Here is a 15,457-nt window from a genome sequence, read left to right as displayed (position 1 = left end):
GCTGTCAGCAGGATCACGGAATTAGCATGGGTAACGGTTAAAGCAAAGCATAACAAGCAGCGGCTAAAGTTGCAGAAAACCTGAGCGGAGGAACTTTTTACATGAACCAATTAATTATGAACGCAAGCGTATTGAACGAGCAGGGCGAAGCTGAACTGAAATCTATTCTCATCGCGGACGGAAAAATCCTGGCAATCGTAAATGCGGACGCTGGAGTTAGTCTCCTCGTGGAAGAAGGGACATCCGAGCAGGAGAGCCAAGTCGAAAAAATCGATGCCCAAGGCAAGCTGGTGATTCCCGGTTTGATCGACATGCATGTGCATCTGAGAGAACCTGGCTTTGAATATAAAGAAACGATTGAAACGGGCAGCCGTGCGGCGGTGAAAGGTGGATTTACGACGATTGCCTGCATGCCGAACACACGCCCGGTGACAGACAATGCGGATACGGTTCAACTGGTACTGAAAAAGGGGCAGGACGCCGGGCTTGCCAAGGTACTTCCTTACGCAGCCATTACGAAAAACGAGCTGGGACGGGAACTGACGGACTTTGAAGCGCTCAAAGCAGCAGGCGCAATCGGCTTTACTGACGACGGTGTCGGAGTGCAAAGCGCGCAAATGATGAAGGACGCCATGGCGCGGGCCAAAGCACTGGATATGCCGGTTATTGCTCACTGCGAAGATAACACGCTTGTTGAAGGAGCGGCGGTGACAGAAGGCGAATTTGCCAAGCGTCACGGACTTAAAGGCATTCCGAACGAATCCGAAGCGATTCACGTCGGACGGGACATTTTACTATCTGAGGCAACCGGGGCACACTATCATGTATGCCATGTCAGCACAGAGCAGTCAGTGCGGTTGATTCGCCACGCAAAATCTTTTGGCATCAAGGTAACGGCTGAGGTATGTCCACACCATCTGGTATTGTCGGATGAAGACATTCCGGGGCTGGATGCGAATTGGAAAATGAATCCTCCGCTGCGCTCCCCGCGTGATGTGCAGGCCTGCATCGAGGGACTGGAGGACGGTACGATCGACATCATCGTAACCGACCATGCGGCACACAGCGAAGAAGAGAAGGCAAAAGGCTTGGAACTGGCACCTTTCGGTATCGTTGGCTTTGAAACAGCTTTCCCGCTGCTATACACGAAATTTGTAGCTACCGGACAGTGGACGCTCGACTTTCTGGTGCGGCGCATGACGGCTGACCCGGCACGTGTCTTCCGCCTCGACACAGGGCGTCTAGAAGAAGGAGCACCTGCGGACCTGACCATGATTGATTTGGAGCAGGAGCAGGCAGTTGACCCGCAAGCATTTGCCAGCAAAGGACGCAACACCCCTTTTACAGGCTGGAAGCTCAAAGGCTGGCCCGTAAAAACCTGGGTAGACGGCAAACTGGTTTGGTCGGCTGACCAAGCAAACTAAAAATACAAATCATTTTATAAATAGAACCTTATAGCAGGAAAACATACAGAGGAGTGAGACGGGATGCAGGCAAGATTGTTGCTTCAGGACGGCACGCTGTTTACAGGCACAGCATTTGGTGCGGACGGTGAAAAAACAGGCGAGGTCGTTTTCAACACAGGGATTACAGGCTACCAGGAGGTACTGACCGATCCCTCTTATTGCGGACAAATCGTAACAATGACTTACCCGCTGATTGGCAATTACGGAATTACTCGGGATGACTTCGAGTCGGTGCGGCCTTATGTGCATGGCTTTGCCGTTCGACGTTACGAGCCGGTGCCAAGCAACTGGCGTGCCCAATACAGCGTGGACGATTTGCTGAAGGAATATGGCATCATTGGCATTAGCGACATCGACACCCGCATGCTTACCCGGATTATTCGCCATCACGGCACGATGAAGGGCATTTTGACGACGGGCACTCAGCCTGTGGAAGAACTGAAAGAAATGATGGCTAACCTGACGATTGAAGAACTGCGTAATCAGGTTCCATTGACCTCCACGCCTCATCCGTATAGCAGCCCTGGTAACGGGGAGCGGATCGTACTGATTGACTACGGCGCTAAGAGCGGTATCTTGCGTGAACTGAATAAAAGGGATTGCGACGTAGTAGTGGTTCCGCATGATACAACGGCAGAGGAAATTCGTCGCTTGGACCCGGACGGAATTCAGTTGTCCAACGGCCCTGGAGATCCCAAAGACGTACCGCATGCCGTACGCACGGTGGCTGAACTGCTAGGAGAATATCCGATCTTCGGAATTTGCTTGGGACACCAGTTGTTTGCCTTAGCTTCGGGAGCGGATACGGAGAAACTGAAATTCGGTCATCGTGGCGGTAACCATCCTGTGAAGGAACTGGAGAGCGGACGCTGCTTCATCACTTCACAAAATCACGGCTACACCGTGAATGAGGGTTCGATCGAAGGAACCGAGCTTGAAGTGACGCATATTAATAACAACGATAAAACGATTGAAGGTCTTAAGCATACCAAGTATCCCGCGTTTTCGGTGCAATATCATCCGGAGGCTGCGCCTGGACCTTACGATAACGGCTACTTGTTTGACCGCTTTCTGGACATGATCCGTGAGCACAAAAGAAATCATCCAAAGCAACCGCGTCAGGCTGCTATCGCCGCCGCAGTGAGAGGAGAGCGCTAATATGCCGAAAAATACAGAACTTAAAAAAATACTCGTAATTGGTTCCGGCCCTATCGTGATTGGTCAGGCTGCGGAATTCGACTACGCTGGTACACAAGCTTGTCAAGCGCTCAAAGAAGAAGGCGTCGAGGTAGTGCTGATCAACAGTAATCCGGCAACCATCATGACAGACACGAACATGGCGGACAAAGTATACATCGAGCCGATTACACTTGATTTTGTAACACAAATTATCCGTCAAGAGCGTCCGGATGGCCTGCTTCCTACACTGGGAGGACAGACAGGATTGAATATGGCGGTGGAGCTGGCTCGTGCCGGAGTACTGGAGCGTGAAAACGTCAAGCTACTGGGAACACAGCTGACTTCGATTGAAAAAGCCGAGGACCGTGACTTGTTCCGCGATTTGATGCGTGAGCTGGAACAGCCTGTACCTGAGAGCGTTATTGTTACAACGCTAGAGGAATCGCTGGATTTTGCTAACGAAATCGGTTATCCGATCATCGTTCGCCCGGCTTATACGCTGGGTGGAACAGGCGGCGGGATCTGTGCGAACGAAGAAGAACTGCGTGAGACGGTAAGTTCTGGCTTGCGTTACAGTCCCATTGGACAATGTCTGGTGGAAAAAAGCATCGCAGGCATGAAGGAAGTCGAGTATGAGGTTATGCGTGACGGCAATGATAACTGTATCGTTGTCTGCAACATGGAAAACTTTGATCCAGTCGGCGTACATACTGGCGACAGTATCGTTGTAGCGCCGAGTCAGACGCTGTCAGATCGAGAGTACCAGATGCTGCGCTCTGCTTCCCTGAAAATTATCCGCGCCCTCAACATTGAAGGCGGGTGTAATGTGCAGTTTGCGCTTGATCCACACAGCTATCAATACTATGTCATTGAAGTAAATCCGCGGGTGAGTCGTTCCTCGGCGCTGGCTTCCAAGGCGACTGGATATCCAATCGCCAAAATGGCTGCCAAAATCGCGCTGGGCTACACGCTGGATGAAATCGTGAACCCGGTAACGGGGCAAACATATGCTTGCTTTGAGCCGACACTGGATTATATTGTGAGCAAAATACCGCGCTGGCCGTTCGACAAATTCATTTCTGCCAACCGCAAGCTAGGCACGCAAATGAAAGCAACTGGCGAAGTGATGGCTATCGGTCGCACGTTCGAAGAGTCCATCCACAAAGCGGTACGGTCGCTGGAAATCGGTGTACACCGTCTGCATCTTAAGGGAGCCGATCAACTGTCGGATGAGGTGCTCACGGAGCGCCTGATTAAAGCGGATGATGAGCGCTTGTTCCTGGTAGCTGAAGCATTCCGTCGCGGCTGGGAGCAGCAGGAAATTCAGGATTTAACGAAAATTGACTGGTGGTTCCTCGACAAGGTAGAGGGCATTGTCAAGTTCGAAGCCAAAATGGCTGAAGAATCCGAACTGACCTACGAAACACTCTATCAGGCCAAACGTAATGGTTTTACGGACCGCTCCATCGCCGAGGTTCGCAGTCTGGGCCAACTGGGTGGCAGCATGACAACCGAGCGCGAGGTACGTGAGTTCCGCCTGAGTCACAACCTGCGTCCTGTCTATAAAATGGTAGATACATGCGCAGCCGAGTTTGAAGCTACAACGCCGTACTATTATTCCTCTTATGAGGTGGAAAACGAAGTGATTCCATCCAATAAAGAGAAAGTCATCGTACTCGGCTCCGGGCCGATTCGGATCGGGCAAGGGATTGAATTTGATTACTCCACCGTACATGCGGTATGGGCCATTCAAAAAGCGGGCTATGAAGCAGTGATCATCAATAACAATCCTGAAACGGTATCTACGGACTTTAACACATCTGACCGTCTCTACTTTGAGCCGCTCTTCTTCGAGGATGTCATGAACGTCATCGAGCAGGAAAAACCGATTGGCGTTATCGTCCAGTTCGGCGGTCAAACAGCCATTAATCTCGCAGCTCCGCTTAGTGCGGCAGGCGTGAACATTTTGGGTACGAGTCTGGAAAGTATCGACGAAGCGGAAGATCGGAAAAAGTTTGAGCGGTTGCTGTCACGTCTGGCTATTGCACAGCCTAAGGGCAACACGGTCATCTCGGTTGATGAAGCGGTAGGAACTGCTCAAGCGCTGGGCTATCCGGTGCTGGTGCGTCCATCCTACGTCCTCGGCGGACGTGCTATGGAGATTGTTTACTCCGATGCGGAATTGCTGCGCTACATGGAAGAAGCTGTTAAAATCAACCCTGAGCATCCCGTACTGATCGACCGTTACATGCTGGGCAAAGAAGTTGAGGTTGACGCCATCTGTGACGGCGAAACGGTATTGGTGCCGGGCATTATGGAGCATGTGGAACGGGCAGGGGTTCACTCAGGTGACTCTATCGCGGTGTACCCACCGCAACACTTGTCTGACGAGCTGAAGCAAAAAATCGTGGAAATCACGATCAGCATCGCCAAGGAATTGAAAACGATCGGTCTGGTGAACATCCAGTTCGTCATTCATCAAGATGAGGTGTATGTGATCGAGGTCAACCCGCGTTCCTCGCGGACGGTTCCTTTCCTGAGCAAAGTCACGAATATTCCGATGGCGAATCTGGCGACACAGGCCATTTTGGGCGGCAAACTCAAGGATGCGGGCTATACAGAAGGGCTATGGCCTGAAAGTAATTATGTCTCGGTCAAGGTTCCGGTATTCTCTTTTGCCAAGCTGCGCCGTGTAGAGCCGACCCTGGGGCCGGAAATGAAATCGACGGGTGAAGTGATGGGACGCGACATTCAGTACGCCAAAGCGTTGTACAAAGGACTCGTGGGTGCTGGTATGAAAATCCCATCTACCGGAGCGATCATCATCACGGTGGCGGATAAGGACAAAGAAGAAGCAGTGGAACTGATGCAGGGCTTTTACAGACTGGGCTACAAAATTATTGCAACAGGTGGAACGGCGGCTGCGCTGGAGCAGGCTAACATTCCAGTGAAGACGATCAACAAGCTGAGCGAGGGTACCCCGAACATTCTGGATATGATCCGTACGGGTGAAGCCAACTTTGTCTTCAATACGCTGACCAAGGGGAAAACGCCAGAGCGTGATGGATTCCGTATTCGCCGTGAAGCGGTTGAGAACGGCATCGTCTGCATGACCTCGCTGGATACTGTACGCGCTTTGCTGAGAATGCTGGAGACGATTAACTTTACATCCGAATCCATGCCGGTTCTGAGCCACTAACGCGATACGAATAGAGGATGAAAAATAAGTAGTACAGGAAAGGACATTCATCAGCTTCGGCTGACGGATGTCCTTTATCACGGGCAAATGTACCCGAATTGACGTGAAAAGGGGATGCAGGACGATGAACGAAGCATTTCAGCAGATGGCAGGACGGTTGATGGTCGCGTTAGATTACCCGGATGCGCAGCAGGCAGAGCGGCTTATTCAACAACTGGAGGGTATTCCCTGTTATATAAAAGTAGGCATGCAGCTGTTTTATAGCGCAGGGCCCGCCTTTGTTGAGCAGCTAAAGGCGAGAGGATACTCCGTATTTCTGGATTTGAAAATGCATGATATCCCCAACACCGTACGGGGAGGTGCGGAGAGCATCACCCGCCTGGGTGTGGATATGTTCAACGTACACGCTGCCGGAGGAAGAAATATGATGGCAGCCGCCAAGGCCGGGGCCGAAGCAGCAGTTTCCGCAGACAGCTCGCTTGCCATGCCGCTCATTATTGCTGTTACACAGCTAACCAGTACGGATCAGACAACTATGAACCAGGAGATAGGTATTCCTGGTACGGTACAGGATGCGGTCGTTCGATACGCACAACTGACCCGTGAGGCAGGATTGGACGGAGTAGTGGCATCCCCGTTGGAAGTGCCTGCAATCCGCGCTGTATGCGGGGCGGACTTCAAGACGATTACCCCTGGCATACGTCCGGCAGGCAGCGCTACAGGCGACCAGTCACGTGTAGTGACACCTGGACAGGCCATCGCCCAGGGTAGCAGCTACATCGTCGTTGGACGCCCCATCACGGCTGCAGCAGACCCGCGTGCCGCAGCGGAACACATTATTGAGGAGATGAACCAAGTATGACTACATTAAATAATATCCCCGAGCAAATTGCATCCCATCTGTTACGTATCCAGGCGGTAGCGCTGCGTCCACAGCAGCCTTTTACATGGACATCCGGCATTAAATCGCCTATTTACTGTGACAATCGCCTGACCATGTCCTACCCGGAGGTGCGCGAGCTGATTGCTGATTCGTTCGCTGCTGTGATCCGTGAGCAATACCCTGAAACCGAAGTCATAGCAGGCACGGCTACAGCGGGGATTCCTCATGCTGCCTGGGTGGCGCAAAAGCTAAATCTGCCGATGGCGTATGTAAGGGACAAAGCTAAAGGACACGGCAAAGAGAACCAGATCGAAGGTCGGATTAGTGAGGGACAGAAGGTTATTGTTATCGAGGATCTCATCTCTACTGGCGGCAGCTCCATCAAAGCAGCGCAGGCCATAGAGCAAGCAGGCGCCCAGCCGTTAGCTGTACTCGCTATTTTCAGCTACCAGCTTGATAAAGCGACTCAAGCCTTTGCAGAAGCAGGTGTGAAGCTGCAAAGCTTGTCCAATTACACGGCTCTGATGGACGTTGCCTTGCGTGAGGGAACGATTCAGGAGGAAGAACTGGAGCTGCTGCGTTCGTGGCGTCAGGACCCGGCCTCCTTTGGCAAATAAGGCTTAGCATACGGGGCCATTTATTAAAGCGACTCATACTCGTTGCAGATTGTTATGATGCAGGCCGTGTAATTCGAATTCGATCCGGTTACACTAACTCCTACCATCATGTGAAAAGAGGGAGTTCGGATGTATTGGATTTACTACGGCAGACTGTACACGACCAAATTTCAGGCAGGTTGTCTGGCAAAAAGGCTGGAGCACGACGGCTGGATGTACGGCTACAACGATCCCCGCGCAGTGGAGGTGTACCGCTCGCGCAAAGGACGTTATGGCGTCCGGTTTATTCCCTAGATTCATAAAAAAAAATTAAAAAGAAAAATTTTCTCTAAACTATTGACGAAACACAAGAAAATGTTGTATATTAATTAACGCCGCTGTTTTATGTAAATGTAGCGTGAATATACATATTTTTTTGAGGGCCCTTAGCTCAGTTGGTTAGAGCGGTCGGCTCATAACCGATTGGTCGGGGGTTCGAGTCCCTCAGGGCCCATTTCCTCAAAACCCCTTCCATAGCAAGGGGTTTTTGTTGTTTATACCTTCTTTCGCTGAGGAGATAGGACACTATCTCTAAGCTCATTTACAACGACGAAATTCTTCGCCTTAAAACTAAGCCTGTGATGATCGTTAAGCTAAGAAACAAGAGAACCTCTATGTATGGAGGTTCTCTGTTTTATTCTTTGAATAAGAAGTTTATAAAGCTCCACTAATAACGAGGTCTGCTCTTTTAAAGGGTTTATGAGCTTCTACATAAATGTCTTCTGAAATCATCCAATTATCCTCCCACATCCCACGAGCACGCTCTCCGTCTCTTTCAAGACCTCTTGAAAGCCTAATTTCTCGTGGACAATCAACCCAAATTTTGAAGTCATATTTATCCTCCAGTTCCTTTCGAATGGAATATACTCCTTCGATTATGACAATGCCACCAACAGGAACAGTATGCCATTCCGCAAGCTTATCCGTCTCCCAATCATACCGTTGATAATGCCCATCCTTTTCATTTCTTATGGGCTCCAGTATCTGATTTAAAAGACGTTTCCAATCAAAATCAGCACCGATAGGTTTTTTTGAGGGATGTGTATTTAAAATGTTAGAGGAGGAGAGATAGAAGTCATCCTTATGAACAATAGTTGAGTTAGATAGTTCTTCTTTTAACTTGTAAGCGAATGTACTTTTACCGGAACCACCACAACCATCTATCCCAATCAGCAAAGTAGATTTTTTTTTAGATTTTTCGTTAATAGCATTTACGAAGTTTTGAAAAGAGTTGAATTGTCCCTTTATTATTTTAAAATCTCTCATAAATAACCACCCTTTTTAACCAACAATTCTGCTTTTGCACTATCTTGATTCGTTCCTTCCAAGTGCATAAACTGCTTTAAGGCATGTAATTCCGCACATTGGCTAATGGCTTCAGCGACCAGCTTGGCAATCTGCCGTGCTCCTTCGTCAGAGAAATGAGTATTATCCGTTACGCCAGCCGGGTAATTCGGATGTGCTTTTTCAGGCAAGTGCATAAATAGCTGCTGGGACCCTTCTTCTCCAAGGTTATGATAAAGCTGCTGAGAGGCTTCAAAAATATCAAGCAGTGGTGTCCGGGTTTCCTCGGCTACTCGTCTCATGGCTGCGGGATAAGCTCCCACTGCATGCGGATCAGGTTCTCCATCTGCGGTAAAGCGGCGGCGGCTTACAGAGGTCAACAGCACTGGAATTCCACCACGCTTCCGAGCAGACTCGATACATTGAATTAGATTTTGACGGTAGTCCCCGTCAGGATCGGTATAGCGGGTGGGATCTTCTTTCTTCTCATCGTTGTGTCCAAATTGAATAAACAGATAATCGCCAGCTCGAAGCTCCTTTTCAATATGAGACAATCGACCTTCCGCTATAAAAGATTTGGTGCTTCGTCCATTCACCGCACGATTGTTCACTTGAACAGACGGGTCAAAATAACTCTGCAAGTGTTCGCCCCAGCCTGTCATCGGTTTTTCGGTAGCTCCTTTTTGGGCAGCGGTGGAATCACCAGCGATAAACAGCCTGGATGTTATCTGTTGGCCTTCTGTAACATAGCTATGTTTTTGAAGCCATTTTTCCGCAAGAGCGAGCCATTGCTGGCATTCGCGGTTATCTTCAGCCAGTCCCAAGCCGTGGCGCCCTTCCTCAAACACATGTAGCTCAAATGAAATGCCTTCTCTGGATAATGCGGAAGCCAGCAACAAGCTGTTTTCGACTGGAACAGCGGCGTCATTGGCTGTTGTCCAAATAAAAGTTGGAGGGGTCTGTGAAGTCACTTGTTGATCGGATGAAAAGGCGTGAAGCTGCTCCTGTGTCGGCTGTTCACCTAAAAAATGAGTGCGGCTTCCGATATGCGTATAAGCATCATGAAACGTAATCACGGGGTAGCCCAACAGCAGAAGATCGGGTTTTTCCGTCCCTCTGGTGGCGACGATGGAGGCCAAATGCCCGCCTGCTGAGAATCCAATCAGACCAACTTGCTCCGGGATCACTTGCCAGTCTTTAGGCGTTTGTCGAATCCACCTCAGGGCATGTTCCACATCATCCAACAAGGAATCGAACTCAAAGTCTCCGACTTGGTAATGCAGCACACCTGCATGAATACCTAAATCATTCAACCACCGAGCTATGGGTTCTCCCTCATGTGAAGCCAAGTGCTCGTAGCCACCGCCGGGCAGTACCAATATAAAAGGGCGAGCTTCATGGGCCACTGCTGGATAGAGGGAGAGAAAGGAAGTGTCTGCTGTAAATTCTTTTTTTACAATCTGTTCTTTATGACTAACAACGTGTAACATAAGGTACCTCCAAATTCCTTTTTTAAATTCTGCAAGCTAATCCAGATGAACATAAAACGGGATGGGACGGATGTAATGGTATTTAACATTTCTGCTTAAAGAGTGGGCTTAAGCCCATGTTTGTTTTTTAAATAAATGCACACGTGAAAAAAATGATTTAAACCTTGTTATGAAAGCGCTATAATTTGATATGATGCAAAGAACCAAAGGGGGAGCGCAATGAAAAAAGGCAGGATGTTCTACACCATTTTTATTACGATTCTGGTTTTGGGAATAGGGTTGGTGGCCAGCTTCGGCAGCTACATCTATTTTACAACAATTAGCTCAGTTGTGGAAAGAGTTTCCAACAGTAAACAAAGCTACATGACGCAAATCAAAAACAGTCTGGAGCAGAAAATCCAAACAATTGAATATGCTTTTAATACGTATAGTACGACCAGTTCATTTGATGAAGTCGTAAAACATCCCATTACAGAAAAAGATTTTGTAGCGTATCGGAATGTGAATTCGCAACTCAATTATATTGCTACAATGGGATTAGAAGGAACGGAATACTCACTGATTAGCCTGGATCAGAACTGGAAGATATCCAATGGAAGCCTGTCCTATTTGACGAAAACAGAACGGGAGAAGCTATTTAAAACCTATATCGACCATCAGGATAAGGGGCTATTCTGGATTAAAACAGACAAGGGAATCCGCTTTGTTAATACCTTGCCTGTATTCTCCAAAAAGAAGCAAGCCATTGCGCTGTCGGATATTTCGTTGAAAACGTTAAATCGTACAATTCAAGCAGAGGATCACATGGCCATTCTTATTCTGAATAAACAAGGCGATTTAATGTACGAAACCGAGCCTGTCGACCAATTATTGACCACCCAGCAGCTTCAGCACATTTCAAAGGCTACGGATACACCCGATAATTCAGGCATGTTGACACTGGAAAAAACGAAGCATCAACCTGCTCAGCAAGTCATTTATGCCAAGTCTGCTTATAACAACTGGACGTATTTAACGATATTAGATAAAAAGGAGATTTCGAATGCATTCCAAACGACCAAATTCGGGATCATCACGATGGTACTTGTACTTACGTTCCTGATTGTGGTAGTGGCGTATATCATAGCCGTCTATTTTACAAAGCCATTCCAGAAAATTAAACGCAGTCTGCCTAAAAATCCTAATTTTTCGTTCAAAAATGAGCCTTCCCGAAATGAAATTGATTGGATTATTGATTCCATTGACAGCATTGTAACGGAAAAGGAAAGCCTGGAAAGCCTCATCCAGTCCGAAATGCCACAGTTGGAAACCCAACTGATCCTTAACCTGTTTCGCAGGCGTATTTCAGCGGAGGAATTGGCACGAAAAATGCCACGTTTGGGCTATCCGCAACTGGAGAACCAAATGTATATTACCCTGTTGATTCAACTGGATAATCTGGGAGATCGAGAGCCCTCGGATAAGGACGTTTTATTGCTGGCTATTAACAAAATCGTAGAAGAAACCATTCCAGAGCAGCAGCGAATGCTTCCCATTATTTTGAACGATGACATCCAGGCGACCATTTTAATGTTTACAGGCAAGAATGAACAGGAAATAAACAAGCAAGTGCTAGACGATGCTACCCTTTTGATTCGAACTGTAAAAGAGTATTTGAATGTATCCATCAGTATCGGTATTAGTAAGTCATATGACAATTTGTTAGAGAGCAAGGAAGCCTGTGAGATGAGTAAGCAAGCCTTGCACCATCGTTTAAATTTAGGCAAAGAATCCATTATATTTTATGAAGACATTTCCAATGTCATTTCAGGTCCGGTGCTGCTTCACTATCCGACGGAAATGGAGTCGCAGTTGTTTGACGCCATTCGAATAGGAGACGAAGAGCAAGTACAACTTACCGTACATTCTTTATTGACAGAAATAATGACAAAGAACAATCATTCCATGAACTTTGAGGTGCTGTTGGTGCGGTTCGTGAATAACCTCATTCAATTGGAGCAGCTGTTAGGGATTGAAGTGCTGCTGACCCAAGACAATCATGCATTGTACCATCGGCTGCTGGACATACGTAATCCGGAAGAGATCGAGCGTATGCTGGTGGAGCAAGTCATTTCCCCAATGGTAAAAAGTATGAAGGAAAAGACGAACCAGCAATTCCGCTGTCTCTCCGAGAAAATTGCCGCCATGATCAGGGCTGAATATGACCAGGAATTGTCACTGGAGCTCATTGGAGAGCGTCTTCATTACAATCCCAATTATTTAAGCAGTATTTTCAAAAAAGAATACGGTACGACGTTCAGCGAATATCTGATGGGCTACCGATTGCAAATGGGTAAAAAGTGGCTCATTGAGACGGATATGACGATTAAAGAAATCGCCGAACGATTGCAATATCATAATCCGCAGAACTTTATCCGCTCGTTTCGGAAGAAGGAGCAGGTCACGCCCGGAGCATATCGTAAGATGAAGCAAGCGAATTGAGTGAAACATTCACTGACAATCAAGGGGCAGCTTACCCTTTTACTGCCCCTAATAATGCTCCTTTGACAAAGTGTTTTTGCACAAATGGATACACGATTAGCATAGGAACGGTTGCAACCACAATGACCGCCATCTTAATCGTTTGCGCAGGCGGGATGACATCCACAGAGGTTCCTTCTGCCTGCATACCACTGGAAACGATTACAATTTGGCGAAGCAAAACCTGAATGGGCCATTTAGCGGAATCATTGATATAGAGAATGGCATGCATATACGTATTCCAGTAGGCCACTGCGTAAAAAAGTGAAATGGTTGCAATAGAAGGCATGGCTAACGGCAGCATAATTTTAAAGAAGATACCAAAATCGTTGCACCCATCCATCTTGGCCGATTCCTCCAGATCATCCGGCAGCGCCTGGAAAAAGTTACGCATGATAATCAGGTTAAATGCATTAATCGCCACGGGAAGGATCAAGGACCAGTACGAATTGATAAGCCCCATGCTTTTTACAACCAGGAAAGTTGGAATCATTCCCCCGCTAAACAACATGGAAAACACGACAATGAAATTAATCGTATTTCGTCCAAGCAGATATCTTCGGGATAATCCGTAGGCCATAAAAGCCGTAAAGATCATACTCACCACGGTACCTACGATAGTCACTCCGACCGAAACCCCCAGTCCTCTGAAAATCGTTGGAGTCGACAGGATATACCGATATGCATCCAGGGAAAAAGTGACAGGGAACAAAATGAATTTTTTAGCTACCACTTCTTGGGTTGAAGCAAAAGAGCTGGCGATGATATTCAGAAAAGGCAAGAGACAAGTGAGGGCAATGAGAATTAATAAAGTACTGTTTACGATGGTAAAAATACGACTGCCCAGCGATTCTTTTTTTAGTGATGTTTGCGCCAAGTGTTTGACCTCCTCGTAATCGTTTACATGTAAACTGTACCAAGAGGGCGGAATTCCGTATATAATCAAATCTTGAGGTGTTCTCCTAAGCATGGAAAAAAGAGGATGATCATTAGGTTGTGTAGTAATCATTAGGTAAGGTGAAAAGGCGGAAAGTAGGCTATGTATAAGGTTTTGTAAACGCTATCATTAGATGATTATATGCGTAACGCTTAAAATCACGTACTCTTGAAAACGTATACAGGAACGTTTGAAGGAGGTCGAGCTAATGAAAGTTTCAAGTGTCCCATCACCAAACATGAAACCGAATATGAAAATGAAAAAGAACAACAGAACGACGGAAAATCTTTTACGAATGCAAAAACATAAGTTGTTGTATCTGATGGTTTTACCCGGGCTAGTGTACTTCATCATTTTTAAGTATTTCCCTATGGGCGGTTTGGTCATTGCGTTTCAAGATTATCAAGCCTTTCTGGGAATCACGGGCAGCCCCTGGGTAGGAATGAAGCATTTCATTCGTTTATTTACCGAGCCCACGTTTTTCATGCTATTACGTAACACCCTGGTTTTGTTTGCGCTCAACATTGTGATCTTCTTTCCATTACCGATCATTTTGGCATTGATGCTGAATGAGGTAAGGAAGCTTGTGTTTAAAAACATCATCCAAACGATTATCTACATCCCGCACTTTATGTCATGGGTTATCATTGTTTCGATTTCTTATGTATTTTTAACCGTAGACGGCGGGGTACTGAATGAAATGATTGCTGCGCTAGGTGGTGAGAAGATCAGCTTCTTAACTTCCCAGGAATGGTTGCGTACCGTTTATATGGGGCAAGTGATCTGGAAGGAACTCGGCTGGTCTACCATTATTTATCTATCGGCGATTACGGTCGTGGATACGCAACTGTATGAGGCGGCAGAAATGGACGGTGCCGGACGTCTCCGGAAAACATGGCATGTTACCTTGCCTGCAATTCGCCCAGTCATTATTACGTTGTTAATTTTAAAAATCGGCAGCACGCTGGATTTGGGCTTTGAGCATATGTATCTGCTATTGAACTCATTAAACCGCGAGGTTGCCGAAATATTTGACACCTACATTTATACAGCAGGCTTAAAGAATGGACAATTGAGTTTTAGTACGACGGTAGGACTTTTTAAAGGCGTGGTGGGATTAATTCTGATCATGGGCTCCAATCGACTGGCCAAGAAATTTGGTGAAGACGGCGTTTACTAATGACGACGGGAAGGATGCGGAATGGTACGGTTTGTAGAAAACATGAACAAATGGTGCATGCGCCTGCTTCGGCTGGTTTACCTTAATTTGCTGTGGACGGTTGCGACGATCCTGGGCTTGGGATTTATAGGCGTGGGACCTGCAACTGTCGCTATGCTCAGCATTTTAAGGCAATGGATTCGGGGGAATGAGGAAGTTGCCATTTTCCCCACGTTTGTACGTTACTTTAGAGAAAGCTTTAAAGAAGGCGCGATCATTGGAGCCATTTACAGCCTCGTGGGCTACGTGCTCTATGTGGATATCGTCAATGTCTCGTCCTGGTATGTTCGCGTAGTGACGCTTATTGGAGCCTTTTTGTATCTTATCTCGTTGGCGTACATTTTCCCCTTACTGGCTCATTATGATTGGAAAGGAATTAAGCTGAAAATCAGAATGTCTGTGGTGATTGGGTTTTCGTATTTACAATATACACTTGTTCTTTTTGTTGCGATTGTCGCGCTTTTTACATTGATTCTAGGCTTGTACCCAGGAATTCTGACTTTTGCCGGAGCCAGTATTATCGGTTATCTCGTGATGTGGATGACGCATCAAGTATTTAGCAAAATAGAGCGAGAGGTTTTGGTGAAAGAGGAAGATATGGCATGAATATACGATCAGAAAAGG

At 47.2% G+C, this 15,457-nt stretch carries 12 protein-coding genes and 1 tRNA gene; 10 read left to right on the top strand and 3 right to left on the bottom strand.

Features of this window, described 5'->3' with window-relative positions:
* Window positions 1-101 precede the first annotated feature (101 nt).
* The 7 genes from pyrC to C1I60_RS22715 all read left to right on the top strand — a co-directional run bounded on the left by pyrC (window position 102) and on the right by C1I60_RS22715 (window position 7,837).
* Complete coding sequence (gene pyrC / locus C1I60_RS22740; RefSeq protein WP_137063756.1) at window positions 102-1,424, top strand: dihydroorotase; 1,323 nt, start codon at window positions 102-104, stop codon at window positions 1,422-1,424.
* A 63-nt stretch (window positions 1,425-1,487) separates the two neighbouring features.
* Window positions 1,488-2,624 carry a carbamoyl phosphate synthase small subunit gene (locus C1I60_RS22735; RefSeq protein WP_137063755.1) on the top strand — a complete coding sequence of 379 codons (1,137 nt, stop codon included), beginning with the start codon at window positions 1,488-1,490 and terminating at the stop codon, window positions 2,622-2,624.
* Between the two features lies 1 nt (window position 2,625).
* Window positions 2,626-5,844 (top strand): carbamoyl-phosphate synthase large subunit, encoded by a 3,219-nt coding sequence (gene carB, locus C1I60_RS22730; RefSeq protein WP_137063754.1) that lies wholly within the window; start codon window positions 2,626-2,628, stop codon window positions 5,842-5,844.
* A gap of 124 nt (window positions 5,845-5,968) precedes the next feature.
* Window positions 5,969-6,706, top strand: a complete 738-nt coding sequence (gene pyrF / locus C1I60_RS22725; protein WP_137063753.1) for an orotidine-5'-phosphate decarboxylase — start codon at window positions 5,969-5,971, stop codon at window positions 6,704-6,706.
* Window positions 6,703-7,344, top strand: coding sequence for an orotate phosphoribosyltransferase (gene pyrE, locus C1I60_RS22720; protein ID WP_137063752.1), 642 nt, complete (start codon window positions 6,703-6,705; stop codon window positions 7,342-7,344). The genes pyrF and pyrE overlap by 4 nt, the downstream gene beginning before the upstream one ends.
* Before the next feature lie 129 nt (window positions 7,345-7,473).
* Window positions 7,474-7,638: a hypothetical protein gene (locus C1I60_RS24615; RefSeq protein ID WP_014282411.1), complete on the top strand. Its 165-nt coding sequence runs from the start codon at window positions 7,474-7,476 to the stop codon at window positions 7,636-7,638.
* Between the two features lie 125 nt (window positions 7,639-7,763).
* Window positions 7,764-7,837: transfer RNA gene (locus C1I60_RS22715), tRNA-Ile, on the top strand.
* Between the two features lie 200 nt (window positions 7,838-8,037).
* Here the strand turns inward: C1I60_RS22715 and C1I60_RS22710 are convergent.
* Together C1I60_RS22710 and C1I60_RS22705 are read right to left on the bottom strand one after the other, a co-directional pair.
* Entirely contained in the window at window positions 8,038-8,649 is a 612-nt protein-coding gene (locus C1I60_RS22710; protein WP_137063751.1) for a uridine kinase family protein, read from the bottom strand.
* On the bottom strand, window positions 8,646-10,157 hold the full coding sequence (locus C1I60_RS22705) for a GDSL-type esterase/lipase family protein (protein ID WP_137063750.1): 1,512 nt from the start codon (window positions 10,155-10,157) through the stop codon (window positions 8,646-8,648). The genes C1I60_RS22710 and C1I60_RS22705 overlap by 4 nt, the downstream gene beginning before the upstream one ends.
* 219 nt (window positions 10,158-10,376) lie before the next feature.
* Between C1I60_RS22705 and C1I60_RS22700 the strand changes: the two genes are divergently transcribed.
* On the top strand, window positions 10,377-12,638 hold the full coding sequence (locus tag C1I60_RS22700) for a helix-turn-helix domain-containing protein (protein WP_137063749.1): 2,262 nt from the start codon (window positions 10,377-10,379) through the stop codon (window positions 12,636-12,638).
* Window positions 12,639-12,669: 31 nt separating this feature from the next.
* Here C1I60_RS22700 and C1I60_RS22695 read toward each other — a convergent pair whose 3' ends face one another.
* Window positions 12,670-13,554 carry a carbohydrate ABC transporter permease gene (locus C1I60_RS22695; RefSeq protein ID WP_137063748.1) on the bottom strand — a complete coding sequence of 295 codons (885 nt, stop codon included), beginning with the start codon at window positions 13,552-13,554 and terminating at the stop codon, window positions 12,670-12,672.
* 268 nt (window positions 13,555-13,822) lie between these two features.
* Between C1I60_RS22695 and C1I60_RS22690 the strand changes: the two genes are divergently transcribed.
* Both C1I60_RS22690 and C1I60_RS22685 read left to right on the top strand, forming a co-directional pair.
* Window positions 13,823-14,794 carry an ABC transporter permease gene (locus C1I60_RS22690; protein WP_137063747.1) on the top strand — a complete coding sequence of 324 codons (972 nt, stop codon included), beginning with the start codon at window positions 13,823-13,825 and terminating at the stop codon, window positions 14,792-14,794.
* Window positions 14,795-14,815: 21 nt separating this feature from the next.
* A complete protein-coding gene (locus C1I60_RS22685; RefSeq protein ID WP_137063746.1) occupies window positions 14,816-15,439 on the top strand; it encodes a YesL family protein in 624 nt (207 codons plus the stop codon).
* Window positions 15,440-15,457: the final 18 nt, after the last annotated feature.

The organism is Paenibacillus terrae (assembly GCF_005217525.1).
GTDB lineage: Bacteria > Bacillota > Bacilli > Paenibacillales > Paenibacillaceae > Paenibacillus > Paenibacillus terrae_C.
Note: the sequence above shows the minus strand (reverse complement) of the source record. Positions and strands in the feature narration are given on the sequence as shown.